The following is an 18,528-nucleotide window of genomic DNA, read 5'->3' as shown; positions in this document are numbered from 1 at the left end:
TGCTTCTGCTTTTTTCGCTCTATAATTATCTGATGTTACTTGTGTCATTCCTGGCGTTGGATCTTGTTCTGCCGTTGCTTCATCAAGTTGACGTTTTGCTTCAACTAAAGCACTATTATCTGCTTTATTTTGTAGTAATGAAATTGCATGTTGAATTTTCAATGAGACATCATTAATATTATTTGTCACATTTGCAACATCAGTATTTGTTGCTCTATCATTTGATAACACTTCATTAGCTTTTCTTCGAACTGCTTCAATTTCATCATGTAAATGCTGCATTTCATTATTATATGCACTCACACTTGATGGTGTTTTACCATTAGTGTCTCCTTGTGCGTCAAGTTTAGGTAAAGTATTTCTAATACTCGATTTATCTGCATGGGTTCTAATTGGTACATTTACAATTTCTATACTTCCATCTCTATAAGTAATACGTGTTGGTACTGCTTGCGTTGTATCACTCTGTAAATTTGTAGGTAAACTTACTCCTTCGTTTACATTAGCATGATCTTTATTATCTACACTAATTGCATTATTAAGTTCCTCATTACTAACTCTTTCCCCAGGTTCTTTGACTATCTCATGAATGATAACATCATGATGATCAGGTCCCACAACTCCAACAGTATTATGGCTAAAATTATCATCATTTCCAGCAATAGATTCTGTATTAATCAGTACATGTGGTTTTAAAGAATTAGCTTTAAATGTCACTTTACCTGTTATAGAATCAAATATCACATAATCTGGCTGATTATTCATCGACCATCGATTTTGATTATTTTTAGTTACAATTAATTCTCTAGATTGTTCTGCACTATTACCCATTTTTTCAACATAGCTAATTTTAACTTTATCTGTAGGATTTTTTGTTGTTGATGTATTAGCATTGTTTGGAATAACTTCGAACTCACCATTTTGTTTAAATGCAAATGTTGTGTTAGATGGTGTTGCTGGCTTAACTTTATAAGTTGCACTTGTAGCAGCTTCACTTGTCAATTCTCCATTACCTGTCGTTGATTCGGTGTTAATCAATGTATCATTTGGAACTGACATTTTGTCATAAATAATTTCATTACCATCTGGAGAAACTGATAAACCAGGTGTGTTTATAGAATCACTAGCTTTTGCCCATTTGCCTGTATTATTTTTGACAAATGTACCAATAACTTGATTTCCTTTTTTAACAGTAATTCTATCTGGATTTACAATTATATTTCCAGCATTAACGCCTAAGTTTTTACCTACCCCTGGTGAAATGACTACATCACCAACATCATTTTGTGTAACAGTTGCTGGATTTGGAACTGCATTTGTCACTTTAAATATTGCTGGATCAGAAGTAAAGAATACGTGGTTTTGGTTATCTAATACTTCAAATCTCGCTTCTTTTTTAAAAGCTTGATTTGGATGTGCTAAATTTGACCATTGGTCGCTATGAGAAGCTGTGGTGTTTTGAGTCCAAACAAAATGGAAACCATCTGTAGGTAAACCATTCGCATTTTCTAATGCTACATAATTATTAATATTTCCATTTCCTTCAAAACTTGTTCCTACAATCGTACTATACTCTGATTTTTTAAATTTATATTTATATTCATATACTTTTACTGGGACATTATATACGTGATTAATACCGTTATACCTTACTTCAGCAGTTAAGCTTTGAACGCCAGCAATATTATTACTTGGAGCATTATTATTTTTCCAAGTCACTGTAGCCCCATTCATATAATTATTTTCAAATGTCACATAATTTGCTGCGTCATCGCCATAAGTTAACGCGTGACCGACCACATCACGTTGTGGTGCTTTAGCAGTGGCTGGTGCATAAATGGTTACTGGAATAGAAACTGTTCTCGTTTCTCCATTACTCAATGTGACAATGGCGCGTTTAGTTGTAGTACCAATTGTGTTTTTCCATTGATTAGCATTCTGTTCCCATTCTACTCGTATGATATCTGAATTAGATTTAATGTAAGTTCTAGGATTATTTAAATCAATGTTGTCCCCTTTAACAAATTTTAATCCGCCGTCTACCGCTTCAAGTTGTTTTGTTACAGGTGAAGATGCACTTAAATCTGATTCTATTGATTCTGAACGTGTTGAGTTCACAACAGAACCACTATTATTTTGTTCAGTAATCGTTACATGATCAACCGTGATAATTGATTTAGCTTTAATATTACCAAGTGGTAATACTCCTGGAATTGTAATAGACACTGAACCATCACGATTTCTAGTCATAGTTGTATTACTCATTTCTCTACCATCTTCAGTATATAGTTTAACCTGTGCATTATGTGGAACATTATTTACTTTAATAGATTGTCCAGATAAATCAGCTTTATATTTTGTACTTAAAGCATCAATTGAAGGCGTAGTTGGTTTCACTTTAAACAATACATTAACTGGGTCTACTTGACCGTTAGGATATATCACATTAATTGTTTCTGTGAAAACACCTGGACTATTTGATAAAGGTCGTCCAGAACCAGGTGCCCAATCGAAGTTCGTACCCGATGGTAAATAATTTGCAATACCTTCTACAAATGCTCCTACATTAGATGACGAGCCTTCATTTGCAGATAAGAAATTACCATTTATTGTTGTTTGATATACTCTTTTTGGTTTCGCTTTAACTACTCTATAGTGTGCTTCTTTTTCAATGGGTGTTGTTTCACCATCAAATAAGATGTTTGCTCTTAAAATTTGTGGGACACCTACTGTTGTAGAGTTAATATCTGGTCCATTACCAATCCAAGTCACAGTAGCATCTGTCAAAGGTTGATCATTGTTTATAACGAAGAAGTCATTATTATTTGTTCCTTTACCACTTGGGAATGGCTGACCTTGTACTGTAAATAATTCTATTCCTCTGATATTAGGAATGACATGTTTTACTGGTACAGTAATGGATGTTCTTGAATTATCTGCATAAGTGATAGTCACTTCAACATTTGCATTATTACCTGAACGATGAACATTACTAATTTCTCTACTTCTTATTTCATTACTGCCCTCTGTAACGTAATTTCTATTGGTAATTGATTTCGAAATATCTAAACTGTTAAAAATAGCTTGTCTATCTGTCTCAGATAAACTTGCATTGTTACTAATATTCGCTATACGTATTGGATGCGACTCATCAGCAGTTGTCATGACACTATATTTATCTTTTAATGGTTTGATTAATACATTAAATACAGCCGTTGTTTCGTTATCACTACCATCTGTTACTTTAACTTTCACTTGTTTAGACATTGGGGTAGATACATTAGGGGCAACACCACTTAATGTTGAATGATTTAATACATTCATAGGTATTTGACTGTCATTAGGTACAGTAACATTTTTAATACCAAAGTTATCAGTTAATGTAAGTGTATTTCTGAAAGTTTCTCCTGAAAATACAACATGATCATTATAATTATCTAATACAATATTTGGCGTTACTTTATCAGTTGGTACAAATACGATATTAATCACATTGTCTGTTGATGACATTGATTGTCCAAGGCGTTCAATATAGCTTTTTGCACCATAAGGCGTTAAATACAATTGTTGTTTATCTACCGCACCCATAATTCCATTATCAGTACCATTTTGTTTAAGCACTTTATCTAAATGGAAACCAGCAGCGCCATTCATGGCTGGAATATCACCACTCATCACTGTTGAATTGCTGCTTGTATGTCTATAGTCACTGCGTGCAACGGCAGAGTTGCTATATCCAGTATTGCTGTCAACTATGTCTAATACTTGAATAGGTTGACCATCATATGTAAATGGATGTTCTCCATCCGAATATATACTATTCCCTTTAGAATATCCTACAGGTTTAAATCCACGAGCTGAGCCTGATTCTGCTAATATTTTCTCTTGACCTTCTATATGGTTTCTCAACCCTGCATGTTTAGGCGTTGCTCTTAAAAGTGATAATACGTCATTGCCTGTTATTCTTCTTCCAGTCGTTGCATCATAACGATAAATTATTGTTTTACCATCTGGAGACCACTCAAATCCACCATCTGTGCTTCTTCCATTAAGTTTTTGACTTGTCCAAGTCACAGTATAATCATTACGTAAATTTATCCATTTTAAGAAATCCATATGATCAAATGTTGAAATGAATTGTTTTGTTAATTCACCTTTAGTCATCGTCACTCTTACACGACTTGGATGATTACTTAAAGGTTCATCGTTTTCAATTCTGATATCACTATCATTTAGATTTAATTGCGGATTAGCAGCTTTAAAGGCATTTCTAACTTGTGTAATTTCATCATTACTTAAATTTTTAGTTGTTGAACGGTAAACACGTTGATTTTCTGCTAATGTATTGACATCAACTACGTTAACTTTAATTGTCAAACGTTCTGAACTATGGTTGTAAGCATTTAATGCATCTACGTTATAAGTATAAACTCCTGCATTTAGACGACTCATTGCTTGAGGTGATGGTATTGAACTACCATTAATAGTTGTAAATGCATTCTTAGGAATATCTTGTCCATTACTTAATGAGAAATATTTTCTTAAATCAGGTCCAATTGTATACTCTTGACCTTTAGCAATTGTAATAAATGCTTCTTTTGTATTTGAACTACCTGGTTCAGTATATATTGATTTACGTTGTGGTCTATATGTAATCACTTGAGTCGGATCAATGATACGAGTAGAACCATCTTTAAATGTCAAGACTACTCTACCACCATTACCAACCATATACGGGTTAAGTGTACTTAAAAATGATGTCAAACTACTATTTTTAGCTTTAAGCGAGTTAATGATATCATTTCTTTCGCTTTGCGAAATACTATTAGGATTACCCACTGTTTTCAATTCTTGCTGGCTAAATAACTGAACTGGTTTATCATCTGATAACTTTCCAATATGAAGATGATATGGACTTACATTAGTATTATTACCTGCTCTATCATGTGTTACAGGTTGAACAAGAATATCACTGTTCCATGTTGCATTATTAGAAATCGTTCCAGTAATCACTAAAGTACCTGCGTCTCCAGAAGTATCTCTATTGAATACTGCTTGTAAACCACTATTTTCAGTGATAGATGCATCTTCCACACCTGAACCATATGCATTGTCAGAAACAGGAATTGAAATATTAACGTTATCTCCACGATAATATTTATCTTGAAGGCCTCTTACGTCACCAAAAGTTGGCGGTGTAGTATCTAGTCCTACATTAATCGAATTACTAAAGTTGGATTGCACTGGATCTTCATAGTATGTAATTGCTCTAATAACCCCATTATTAGGTAAAGGATTAGTATAATCACTTTCTTCAAATGTCACCGTGCCATCTAAGTTTGCCATCTTTTCCGCGAGTACAGTATAGCCTGAAGGTGCTGTGCCAGGACCTGCACCGTCTATACCACCTGAAACTAAACGTACTTTTGCTCTCTCATCTTGTGGCACATGTGTCACTGTAATAGTTGGTTTCTTACCTCCTTTTTGTCCTAATTGCGCTGCAAGTGTTGAAATAACTGGTGGATTGGGTTTGGCAATGACTTCAAAGATTTTAGTTTCATTACCGATTCTCGCTGTCATCACATGGCGTCCTGGCGGTAATTGACCAACCAATACTTTATTTTTCTCAAGTTCTGTATTGGGTCTATCTACTGCATCTTCAATTTGTAGAGATGGTGGATATCCAGAGATTTCCCATACATTTGCAGACTCGTTACTTTTAAATTGAATTCGAATATTTTGATGATAATCCTTATTATTACCATTAGTCACTGTATTAAGCATTTGACCTTCTTGTTGTAAAAAGACAGCATGATGTGCAGCTTGTGATTCAGGTGAATTTTCTTTATTATCGGTTGCATTATCTGAATAGAATCCAATGGATTGTTCTAACTTTGGTTTGACAAATAAATTTACTTTTTTGATTGTTTCACCATTATGATATGCATCACTTACATTAAACCCAACAAAAATTTCAATTGGTCTTCCTGTTCTCGCAGCCTCTTTTAATTTTTCTTCAGAAAACATTTCATGAATTTCATAAGAGTTAAGCGGATTTACACCAAAATTACCTCTATAACGATCAGTAGGCACTCTAGGGAATAAACCCATTACATGATCACTAGGGTTACTTAGATAACTTGCAACATCTTCAGCATATTCGTGTGTAGCGAAATCGCCATCTAAGTAATGTTTTTTCATTATTCTACGCTCTGGCACATCATAAGCTGATTCAACATGGTCAATATGCAGTACGCGATCGATAACATCTACAATTTTAGTTTTACGATCATTATACTGTTCTAGCGGCTCTAAATATAATTGGTTATAGTTGTTGATTTCATTAAATTCAATCCCTCTACCACCTGCTGCATAATATAATCTATCTTGTGAGCTACCAGACGTTTTAAATTGAATGGTATAACTATCTGTTCCTCTAGCTTGAAATGCATAGATATGATCAATACCTTGATTATGATCTACTTGCGCAGTTAAATAACGATAAATATCGTCTCCAGCTACTTTAATTTTATTTGGAACACCTTCTCTTTCAAAGAATGTAAATGGTTGATTTTCATTACCACGTGCAAAATCCCCTAAATTATAAATATGATTAACTGAATCGTTATAGAACTCACTTCTATTCAAAGGATTTCCTTGTCTGAAATTATATGCACTAGAAGTAATACCACCAGCAGAATCCCACATTCTTGATAATGCTTGATCTCTACCGTCTCCAGTACCAGATGATGATGTTTCATGACCATTTACATCTGTGGTAGTAAAACGTACTGGTCCCGTTGGCGTTTGACCTTTAGGTAAACCAAACCAAAATACCATGCCATTACGTTTAATATGATACTTATTAAAATTAATCGTCCATAAATATCCATCATTTTGTCTAATTGATGAAATTTCTGCAATACCTCTAACACTAGATGGACTCATATTTCGATAATGAGAACGTGTAGCGTAATATGGTGCACTTTTATTCGTTGCATGTAAAAACGTTCCTGACCAATAACCGGAACCATCATTTTCATTTTCTACATACCATTCTTTTTTAGCATTATTATACAAATCTGAATTCTTTTTTACTTTTGAGCCAGGTTTTGGTCTAGAGTTATGAACTACTGGTGGTGTATAAGTATTAGCAGTATTGCTAGGGGGTCTCGTCCCACCTTGTCCACGTACAGGACGTCTACTTGATCTTACAGCACGTGCTTCTCTATTTGCTCTTGTACTGATTGTACTTACTTGTCGTTGTGGTAATGAACCGATTAAAGCGTTAGCTTGTTCTATTTCTTTATATAATTCATTTATTAATGCTTGGTTTGTATTATCATTAGTACTAAAAAAGTCATTAACTTTGTCAAATGTTGCTTTAATTTTAGCAACTTTTGTAGTGTCAGCTTGTTCTCTATCAATTTTTCGATATTCCTCGTAAGAATGGTCATACGCTGCTTGAAGTTTATCACCATCAATTGTTGTTGAAGTCGAAGATACTAGAGTATCATCTGATGCTTCTCTATCTTCGTAACGAGTACGATTACGGTTGTCATGATTATGTCCTTCATTCACCTCGACTAGACTTATGTCATCTAATTTATTTTTTTGAGGTTGAACTTCATTGTTGGCTTTTAAATCTGTTGTTGTATGAGATGTATCTTTATTTTCGTTTTGAGATGAAAACGATGTTAAATCATTTGTTAATGTATCTGCATTCTGAACTTTATTTAAAGTTTCATTGTTTCCTTTTTGACTCTCAGATACAGGTGAAGCTTTAGGTTCTGTGTTAGATTGAACTTGCTTGTTACTTGTCTCATTTGAAGTTTGTTCTTGTTCTCTAGCTTTTGCTTGAATCACTTGTCCATCTTTTTGTAGTTGTTCACTGGCGTGTGCTTGAGGTGAACCTAAGAAAATTAATGTCGCAATAACAGTTGAAAAAGCACCGACTGTATATTTGCGGATACTAAACTTCTGTAATTTTTCTCGATAATTCACAGTGATTATTCACTCCTATTCTTGATGTTTATTCTTAGCTGTCTAGGTGTAAATGATGAAACATTTTTATTTAAAAACTATATTATAACTCAATGTTTCACAATCATTTACTATATTGTACTGAACAATAGGTGTATTTGTTCATTTATATATTATCATCATTCATTTTATATGTGTATATTATTTTATGAATATTTTATTAAATAATATATTTAACTTATATACTAGATGCACTTCAAATAATTGTTTTAGAATTTATTTAGCTTATTAAAAATTAAAAATTCACTTATATTTTTTAATCTAGAAGCCATCACCTAGAGATTTTTATTTAGAATATTTACGTAAAGCGTAATCTAGACATAAAATAACGAACTTAAAAGAAATTTAATTTAATCTCATCCATTTTCTTTAATATTTTTTAAACATTCCACCAGATTTTGGCTCGGTAGATTGAAATCCAAACTTCTTATATAATTGATCAGCTGGATAATCTGCAATCAGACTGACATATGTCCCTTTTTCTGCATGATTTTCAATAAATGCCATCACTTGTTTTAAGATTTCTTTCCCAAAACCTTGTCCTTGATAATATGGATGCACAGCAATATCTATAATCTGAAATGCAGTTCCCCCATCTCCAATGACTCTACCCATCCCAATCAATGTTGATTCTTCATAAATAGTAATATTAAAGCATGCATGGGGTAATCCTTTTTGTGCTGCTGTTTCTGATTTAGGACTCATACCTGCTTTTGCTCTTAATTCACAATAATCTTTAACATTTGGTGGATGATTTGAATAATGAATCATTAAAACGTCCTCCTCTTGTAGTCTCTTTATGCTTAATTATAAAAAAAGACACAATAGGTTTGAATCTATTGTGTCTCAAATTATTATTTTAATCTCTCGGTTCTTTTAAAATGGCTTGTCTTAGTAAAAAGAAAAGTAATAATAAGCCAGCAAGCATTCCTGTATGACCGATACCTGCAAATCCAGCAAATGCTTCTGGTGAAAAACTTTTTCCAGTGACTTGGTAAGTACCTTTTGTTAGCATCATTCCCACAGTAATAATGACACCGATATTGTATACAATGAAAAACCAATTAAATAAATAATAACTACTTAACTTAAATACTTTTTCAAGCGGAAGTAAAATTAAAAACATAAACATACCTAATATTAATGTATGTGTGTGAACAAGAGCTAGTTGCGTATCGCCGGTAAAATCATGTGCTTTCGTTAACTCTCTGTAGTAAAATCCACTTACAAGTCCAATAATCATATAGACTAAAAAAGCATATAATAATCTGCGCATAAAAAATCCTCCCTTACTTCAATTATTATAATCGATTATCTTCGTCTTTAAAGTGACAAAATTTTGTAATCAAATCATGTTACTAAAAATGACCTCCAGCAAACACTAGAAGTCATTTTATTATATGTCTTATTTATTTCTTGCATGTTTAAATAATGCAACTAAAGATAAAATAATGGCAACAAGTGAAATAATCCACAATGCGATAGAACCACCTGAAGATGATTGAGTTCTTTCATCTTTTTTAGCATTGTCTCCTTTAACAGTGTCAGCATTTGCATTTTTTTTCACTTCCAATGTTGGAGCAGGATGTTCACTATTCGCTTTGCCCGTCCATTTTACTTTATCTTTATTATCATATGTCTGCACAGCTTTAAATGAATATGTGCCTTCTTCTTTAGGACTTGCTACAAGAAGTGGGAATTCGATAAATTCATTAGGACCAATGCCTTTATCTTTCGCTTTCCAAGTGATTTTTGTGATATTACCTTTTTTGTCTTTATCTAAACTATATTTATATCCTTCTACAGGTTGAATATTTGACACTTGTACTTCTTTTGGAATATCTAATTCGACTTTTTCAGTATGATCTTTTTGTTCAACAGGCACTCGAACATCCACTTTTTCGTAAGATTCAGGTTCAACTGCTTTTGGATTTATCGTCACATGTGCATCAGCATATTTAAATAAACCTAATGAAAAGAAGAACACTAAACCTGAAGCAAATAATTTTTTAAGCATATTTTACAATCTCCTTTTATGGAATATTAATTTGACTCATAATAACACCAACAAGTATTAAAATAATACCAATAGAAACTTCTACGATTAAAGAGACTTTATTAATTCTATAACGTTTGTTTAAGGCGCGCGTTGTTTGCATAAATCCTAAAGCCATCATCATTAATGTTCCTGCGATTTTAATTATTAATAATATTGTCCATGTTTGCATATTAGACCATATTGATAAAATTTTAGTTTCATCAATCGACATTAATATACCTGTAATAATGATAACTACAACAGCAGCTCCATTCACTTTAAATAAGATTTCGCGTAATAAATCAACTGCATCTCGTTTTTTAGTAAATACTGAAGAAAACAAATAAATTAATGCGCCTAGCCATAAACTGATACCAGCTAAGTGTAATGTTCTAAGTATAATTGACCAAACAGGAACACTTTGAGACCAAGCATGTCCTGACATACTTAAAGCTAAAATCATAATTATCGAAATAGCCCAATACCATGTTCGTTCCATATTTCTTAATACAAATAATCCACTTAAAATAATTAAAGCAACAGCGCTCAGTATATATGGGAATTGAATTAAGACACTTGGATTAAATGTTAAAACTGAATCCAAAATATCAGATGATAGAGTCATCAGATAAAGTACAAGTGACATAATATATGCCATCATCATGATCAATGATACAGCGACATGTCTAGGGAAAATATCAAATGTTGATAAATTATTTCTACGTGCAATACCGTTTAACCAATATAAACCAACTAAAATAATTGTTGCGCCTTCAGCGATATATCTAAACACACCAAACCAAAATGCAGGCGTTTCATATGCAACAGGAGTAGTATCTACACCATTGGCTGTTTTTTTACCAACTGAAAATTCAAATTGATCACTAATTTCATGACCATCAGCAGATACAGTATGCCATTTAATTTGTTGTGTACCTTCTTTTAATTGATCGCCTGAGAAAGATAAAGTATCTGAATGTCCTGTTGTACTCGGTTTAATATCAGCAACTTTCTTTCCTTTATCATTATATATCGTTATCCCTGAATATTCGGCATTTACTGGCTCATTAAATGTTAATTCGATTGTATCTGGTTGTTTTGATACGATACCGTTTTGTGCTGGGGTTGTTTTTTCTAAAGTAGCGTGCGCAGAAGCTATTTTTGTCATACTCGGCACGAATAAAAATAGGAACATCATCAATAACGCTATAGCTACTTTAGAACTTCGCTTTAAAATGACCATTGACGTCCTCCTATAAAAAATACTCATTTAACAATAATAAAGTAATATAACTTATTTAACAATAATTATTGTAATATGTCATCGTTTATATAAATTTAAAGCGGGCTAAATAAGAGATCTCCTCCCTTATAGCTCGCTTTAATATCAAATTATTTTATTCTTCTACTAACGCTTGTGTGTCCAAGGTTAACTCATTCCTTAAAACACATGCAATAAACATTGCTAATAGTGAACAAATTGTTTTAGCGATTAATAATGACCATACAGCCCCTGTTAAACCAAACAACGCATTTAATATAAATAGTATCAGAATAGTGTTTCATTTTATATGCTAACACACTAATCCAATATTAATAATTATATTCCATTTTTGCATATCTCATTTAGTTAGATATCTAAATAATATAATACACCTTTTTTCAAATAATCAACTGCGTTTTACTCATTGCATTTTTTGAAAAATTTTTATTAAAAATAGCTGCGCCGTAATATTCATGATCATTAAGCCCTTTTTTAATATCTGATTCTTTATCTACTTTAATCCATTTAACAATATCAGAATCACTATCCATTAATTTATCTTCAATTGTTTTACCAATATTCACTTTATTACCTTGAATATCTATACCTTTGTCATTATTTACCACTGCAATCTGTATTTGTTTCGGTTTTGGATTGAATGCAGGATAAAACACTAAAGAGAATATCACTAATAATAAAATAGCTGCAATTGGTGCTAACCATAGTAATTTACTTTTAAAAAATATTCATTTTTACTTACCTCCCTATATTTATTGAACAATGTGTTGAATATTTAATACGTTGTAAATTATAATGAGGTTATCACTTCAATACAATAATCAATAATGATCATATCGTTAATTAATGAACATTATGCCTAATATTGTTAATTAATTATAAAGGATTGATGCAGAATGAAAGAAGATCGGAGAGTTCGTAAGACGAGGTCAGCAATTAAGTCTTCATTTATCGAATTATTAAATGAAAAGGAATTAGAAAAAATTACAATTCAAGATATTGCAGATCGTGCAGATATTAATAGAGGTACCTTTTATTTACATTATGAAGATAAATATTTATTATTATCAGATATGGAAGATGAATTTATTTCTCAAATGACATTCTTAAATCATCTTCATAATATTATGGGAAAAGATCCAGAAGATACTGCTAAAAATTTTATTAATATTATTTTAAAAAATATGCTTCAACATATTTCGGATAATATTACTTTTTATCAAACGATCTTACAATTAAATAGGAAGTCAAAACTTGAAGAAAAAATTTATTCCTTAATCGGGGAAAATATGCAAAAATATATTAGTACAAATCATGAGATTGAAGGTATACCAGAAAAATATTTTCATAGTTATGTTGCTGGTGCAACAATATCTACTGTTAAATTTTGGGTGAATGATCCCCACCGTCTTTCAGTTGAAGATTTAACCAATCATATTTTTAAAATTATTTATAATGGACCTTTAAGAATCATGGTTCAGCATCAATATAAAGCTTTAAATATTGACACAGCGAAATAAAGACTAAGAAAGGAACTATCAATTATGTTGACTGCATATAAACACTCAACTACTAACGAAATAGTTGAAACAAATATAAACCAATCTGCATCATGGATAAATGTTGTCGAACCTGATAGAGAAGAAATTGAGCATTTAATTGAACAGTACAATCTGCCAGAAGATTTTATTCGTGACCCTCTTGATGCAGATGAAAGTGCACGTATTGAATATGACGAAGATACTGGCTATTCTCTTATTATTGTCGACTTGCCTATTGTAAGTTCTACGAATCGTCATGTTCTCTCATTTGTTACCATTCCTCTAGGTATTGTGATTGGAAATGGTGTGATTTTTACAATTTGTGATGCTGAAAATGAATTTCTTGAAAATTATTCAAGACAAGATAACGTAAATTTAAAATTTCATAGTCGCTTTGCTTTAGATATTTTACTTACTATTTCAAATCACTATAACAGAAACTTGCGTCTTTTAAATAAATCAAGAATCCGTATTGAAAGAGATTTGAAAAATAGTATTACGAATAAACAACTTTATCGTTTAATGGAAGTAGAAAAAAGTTTGGTTTACTTTTTAGCAGCTTTAAAAGGGAATGATACGATTATTAAAAAATTATTCCGTTTGCCTGCAATTAAACGTTTTGAAGAAGATGAAGATTTGTTAGAGGACTTAGTCATTGAAAATAACCAAGCGATTGAAACAACTGAATTATACACAGGTATTTTAGAAAGTATCACGTCTTCGTATTCTTCATTACTTTCAAATGAAATGAACAATATTATGAAGACATTAACGCTTTTCACGGTATTACTGACACTACCTACCCTTGTCTTTAGTTTCTTTGGTATGAACGTTCCATTACCTATTGATGATAAGAGTTACGTTTCGTGGCTGGTTATCGTAGGAATCTCTTTAATATTAGTCACTATTGTAAGTATTTTCTTATGGCGTAAGCAAAAACTTTAATAAAAAAGTAACCCTTGCAATGTATCGCAAGGGTTACTTTTTTATTCTGCTGCAGCTTTGTAAGCTTTTCTTCGTGATAAAATTAAAGTGACAATCACTGCAATTATAAACGCAATAAACATACCTATGAAATAATGAAGCCAACCAGCATGAGCTGGGTTAATTGAAATAAATCCAGGTAATCCTGCAGTACCTAAAGCAATGGCTTTAACTTTGAAAAACGAAATGTAGGCTGAGCCTATAGCTGAACCTGTTATTGCACCAATAAATGGATATCTTAATTTTAAGTTAACTCCAAATAAAGCGGGTTCAGTAATACCTAAAAGAGCTGAGATACCAGCTGCTGAAGCCACACCTTTAAGTTTCTTATTATTTTTAATAATTAAGAAAGCAGCAAGCGCTGCCCCACCTTGTGCTACATTTGACATTGTAGCGATTGGGAAAATAAATGATCCACCTGTTTTTGCTTGATCTGCAATTAAAGTTGTTTCTACTGCAATAAAACTATGGTGCATACCAGTAATCACAATTGGAGCATAAAATAATCCAAAGATAAATCCACCAATTGCACCTCCAAATTCATATAACCATGTTAAACCATCTGATAACCAATAACCAAGCTGTCTAGTGATAGGTCCTACAAATAAGAAAGTTAAGAATGCTGTACTCAATATTGCAAGTAAAGGCGTTAATAAATTATCCAATACAGTAGGAATGATTTTACGTAATCCTTTTTCAATAGTTGCTAAGATATAGGCTGCCACAAGCATAGGTAACACTTGTCCTTGATATCCAACTTGATTAATATGTAATCCAAATAAATCCCAATGTGGAATAGCCTTACCCGCTTCAACTGCTTTAGGAAAATCATATGCACTCATTAATGAAGGATGTACTAAAATCATTCCTAACGCTGCACCTAAAAATGGATTGCCGCCGAATCGTTTCGCTGCACTAAAGCCAATTAAAATAGGTAATAGTGTAAACGGTGCATTAGCAAAAACATTAATCATATCTGCTAATCCAGCGAATTGACTATGAACATCTATAAATGATTTATGATGATAGAATAAATCTGGCGCTGTAAGTAGATTATTAATACCCATTAATAATCCACCGGCAACGATGGCTGGTATAATTGGTACGAATATATCTGACAACATCTTAACAAAACGTTGTAAAGGATTCATATGCTTCGACGATTTGTCTTTTACATCAGCAGTTGTTGATGGCTCTTTTCCTGTTATTTTTTCTAACTCTGCAAATACTTTATTGACTGTTCCTGAGCCGATAATAATTTGATATTGTCCTCCTGTAGAAAAGGTTCCTTTAACTACATCCATTTCAGATAACTTTTTTTCATCTATAATACTTTCATCTTTTAATACAAGTCTTAATCTTGTGGCACAATGGGCCATAGCATCTAAGTTATCTTCTCCGCCTATCGCTTCTAATATATCTTCAGCCGATTTCTTATAGCTCATTCTACTAACCTCCTATATATGAAACTCATTTTAATATTCATTATATAATTGTAATCGGTTCCAAAAAATAAAGCAATATCTTATAAATATTTTATATAATTAATTTTAATTTATCTTTTAATTTAATAAAAAGGTGAAAGTAAAATAAAATTCAATGTCTCACTTCTACAATTTAACCTCACTTTGTGTTGGATATTAGTTTCTTTATGAACATCTTTGTACTAGAGCGCCTCTACTAGAGTTTAAAACTTGATCTACTGTATTTTCAATTTAATTACTACTTGCTAATACATCAAAAAACCTGGGACAACGCATGTTGTCCCAGGTTTTTTTAATACTAATTCTGACATTCTTAACTTTGAATATGTTTCGTGATGTTTAATTAAGTAAAAGTATATTTAGATGTTATGATGTAAAATTGTTACACATTAAATAGAAATTTTTGGGGAGTTATAATGATTCTAAATATAATAGTTAGCTACTGTTAATACCTTTTATATTTGCATGCATCTTTTATTCTAAGTTGCTTACTCTACGGAGTGATGTCATTTTCTCTATTTAAAATACCGTAATCGTTCGTTTCATTAAACTATTGTATATCGGTTGCTAATGCTCTAAGATGTTGTGTCTTGATATACATTTAAATAGTGATTTTAAATATATGGGGCTCATATCAAATATATAAGTAAATTCATTCTTGATGCTATATATTCAAATGATGTTGTATCGTGATGTATGTACAGAATTAGTCATTTTTAATTTCAAGTGAATCATTGTTTAATAGCTTATATCTCTTCACTCAAAATCTATATTTATTATGCATTTAAATTCGTTTCATTGACCTACTAAAAATTTTCAATAGTCTCATGCGACATTCTAAAAAAAATAATAATATTGTGCATCTATAAAATTGTTAACGTTTTCAATTAAAAATAAACGAAATTTTTTTATTTTTAACTATTAATATCTCTTTTATTTTCATATATAATAACTCTTATTATTCAAACAGACCTAAATCCCCGCTTACAAATACTATACTAGATGAGGAGACTTATTTATGAGCAGTACTCTTTTTTTACATGAAAATATTACTTCTATGCCTAGGAGAAACATCAACCATGTGCTTATATTATTTTCTTTAACTAATGAATTAGAAATGACAATCAATGGAAAGCATCACCCATTATCAAATCATATTGCAATCATTAATCAAGGTGATTTATATCAAATTAATAAAGGAAGAAATCTGATTGAGCTCAAAATACCAATGGCTTACTTTTATCTTGAAGACTCTGCTTTTTTTAATTGCCACTTTGATGCACATCTCTTACAATCAAGTCATTTTATCAAATCAATCATTTTAAATAATATAGAACATATGTACAACACATCTCATCATGATGACAAAGTTATTCCAAAGATCATACAAACTTTTTATAAAGAAGCAGTTATTAGACATCCTCATATATATATTCCAAAGATTCCTGTTGAACAGCACATCTTAATTAATATACTTACATTCATTCATGATCACATCACTCCCAATATTTCTCTACAAGATATTGCAGCACATGTACTTATTTCTGAGTCATATTGTTCAAATTTATTTGTACGTATATTGAATATTAATTTTAAAGATTATTATACAAGTTTGAAAATTAATCATGCTATTAGATTACTCATTTGTACAAATGACTCTATTACAAGTATTTCTGAACAATCCGGTTTTAGTAGTCATACCAATTTTACTAATCAATTTAAAAATTATCTTAATTTAAGTCCAAAACAATTTCGTTCTCAACTGAATCATTCTGATCCTATATCTGCGATACGACTGAAGAGTGACATTGAACCTAAGCATTTTGAATTAATCTCTCAGTTTGAAACAACTGAACAATTATCAACCGAAACAACTATCATTGATCTTGAGCAATTAGAAGCCTTTCAACATACTCAATCTTCAAAGGCATTTATTCATTTTAAAAATATTAATGAATTATTCCAGTTTGTTTTTAATGATCATTATGATATCGATTTATCTTATTTACCTAAACCAGCCATTTTGATTAATGATATGAGTGATATGAATCAACATTCAATTAACGGAAACTTACTCAATCGCTGCTTCGAAAAATTATTTGAAAAAAATATCAGTTTAGCTGTCATTATCAAAAATAAATCTGAGTTCACTACTTTTTACGATTTAATTATGACGTTTCTAGAAAATAATCAAGATTATAAATGGAATAAAAAAAGTGTACGATTTATGCTCGTATTTGATACCAAGTCAATGACTATCCAAGATATTCATCTATCATATTTAAAACTTAGAAACAAAAATCGTTCGATTAAATATGGTGTTTTAGTGGAAGGATTATTACATCAGTACGAAAAGTTACAAGAAGTCTATGATACAATGAAGCGTCTTAATTTTGATTACTATTTTGTTGACATTGAAAATATTGATACGAAAAATATATTAATTGAATACCAACGCGGATTTACTCATGCAAATACTCATTTCGAAAACTACGTTCATTTTATAAAGAATTCTAATATACCTTCGACCCAATTTGTCTATAGTAGCTTATCATTACGTTGCTTTAAGTATACAAATGACGGTAGGCATCCACTTCAACTAGCAGATTTAGTTTGTCATTTAACGGCGCTATTAAAATATGGAGGTGGTATTTGCTATCACCTTTTTGAAGATGATCCAATGTTTATTGCATTATTTAATCGACATGGGAGTTTACTTCCAATTATGCATCTTTATCAATTTATTGCAGCATTTATCGATGTGCCTATCCATATTGCAAATAATTATTTAATGAGTCAAAAAGATGGAAATTACCATTTTATCTTATTTAATAAAATTAATGATCGCTACTTGTCTGACAGTAAACAACATTATCAAATACTAAATAAATTAAATGAAAATAGCTTAATCATCGTAAATACATTAAATAAAGAACATGGGACGATTCATCAATTAATGTCTCAAGATAATTTACCTGTATACATTGAAAAAAGTATTATTCATCAATTAGATAGATGCAATCAACCTAAAACAGAACTATTTATACAAGAAGAAACCAATCATCCATTTAATATGACGTTGCATCATGATGAAGTGAAATATATTTATATCAAATCTGTTTAAATTTAATTTTAAAGGGATATTAATATAATAAG

9 protein-coding genes and 2 pseudogenes are annotated in these 18,528 nt (G+C 31.3%); 3 read left to right on the top strand and 8 right to left on the bottom strand.

The window, feature by feature from the left end; genetic code table 11:
* The 7 genes and pseudogenes from ebh to HMPREF2930_RS10645 all read right to left on the bottom strand — a co-directional run.
* Positions 1-8,004: hyperosmolarity resistance protein Ebh (ebh, locus tag HMPREF2930_RS10670; protein WP_070597407.1), on the bottom strand; the 8,004-nt coding region annotated here is incomplete at its 3' end.
* A gap of 408 nt (positions 8,005-8,412) precedes the next feature.
* Positions 8,413-8,814 carry a GNAT family N-acetyltransferase gene (locus HMPREF2930_RS10665; RefSeq protein ID WP_017174943.1) on the bottom strand — a complete coding sequence of 134 codons (402 nt, stop codon included), beginning with the start codon at positions 8,812-8,814 and terminating at the stop codon, positions 8,413-8,415.
* An 88-nt stretch (positions 8,815-8,902) separates the two neighbouring features.
* Positions 8,903-9,319: a DUF2871 domain-containing protein gene (locus HMPREF2930_RS10660; protein WP_017174944.1), complete on the bottom strand. Its 417-nt coding sequence runs from the start codon at positions 9,317-9,319 to the stop codon at positions 8,903-8,905.
* Between the two features lie 129 nt (positions 9,320-9,448).
* Complete coding sequence (locus HMPREF2930_RS10655) at positions 9,449-10,060, bottom strand: YcnI family protein (protein ID WP_070597406.1); 612 nt, start codon at positions 10,058-10,060, stop codon at positions 9,449-9,451.
* A gap of 16 nt (positions 10,061-10,076) precedes the next feature.
* The gene (locus HMPREF2930_RS10650; protein WP_017174946.1) at positions 10,077-11,324 is read right to left on the bottom strand and encodes a copper resistance CopC/CopD family protein; all 1,248 of its coding nucleotides are present in this window, start codon (positions 11,322-11,324) and stop codon (positions 10,077-10,079) included.
* 154 nt (positions 11,325-11,478) lie between these two features.
* A pseudogene (locus HMPREF2930_RS11825) lies at positions 11,479-11,637 on the bottom strand (MATE family efflux transporter); the annotation flags it as partial.
* A 109-nt stretch (positions 11,638-11,746) separates the two neighbouring features.
* Positions 11,747-12,091 (bottom strand): annotated as a pseudogene (locus tag HMPREF2930_RS10645) (YhgE/Pip domain-containing protein); the annotation flags it as partial.
* A 168-nt stretch (positions 12,092-12,259) separates the two neighbouring features.
* Between HMPREF2930_RS10645 and HMPREF2930_RS10640 the strand changes: the two are divergent.
* Positions 12,260-12,883 (top strand): TetR/AcrR family transcriptional regulator, encoded by a 624-nt coding sequence (locus HMPREF2930_RS10640; protein WP_002448440.1) that lies wholly within the window; start codon positions 12,260-12,262, stop codon positions 12,881-12,883.
* Between the two features lie 24 nt (positions 12,884-12,907).
* A complete protein-coding gene (locus HMPREF2930_RS10635) occupies positions 12,908-13,849 on the top strand; it encodes a magnesium transporter CorA family protein (RefSeq protein WP_017174948.1) in 942 nt (313 codons plus the stop codon).
* A 41-nt stretch (positions 13,850-13,890) separates the two neighbouring features.
* Here HMPREF2930_RS10635 and HMPREF2930_RS10630 read toward each other — a convergent pair whose 3' ends face one another.
* Complete coding sequence (locus HMPREF2930_RS10630; RefSeq protein WP_017174949.1) at positions 13,891-15,333, bottom strand: sucrose-specific PTS transporter subunit IIBC; 1,443 nt, start codon at positions 15,331-15,333, stop codon at positions 13,891-13,893.
* 1,057 nt (positions 15,334-16,390) lie between these two features.
* On the opposite strand from HMPREF2930_RS10630, the gene rsp reads away from it, so the two are divergent.
* Positions 16,391-18,496 (top strand): AraC family transcriptional regulator Rsp, encoded by a 2,106-nt coding sequence (gene rsp, locus HMPREF2930_RS10625; protein WP_070597404.1) that lies wholly within the window; start codon positions 16,391-16,393, stop codon positions 18,494-18,496.
* Positions 18,497-18,528: the final 32 nt, after the last annotated feature.

It is taken from the genome of Staphylococcus sp. HMSC068C09 (assembly GCF_001813735.1).
Taxonomy (GTDB): Bacteria; Bacillota; Bacilli; order Staphylococcales; family Staphylococcaceae; genus Staphylococcus; species Staphylococcus hominis.
Note: the sequence above shows the minus strand (reverse complement) of the source record. Positions and strands in the feature narration are given on the sequence as shown.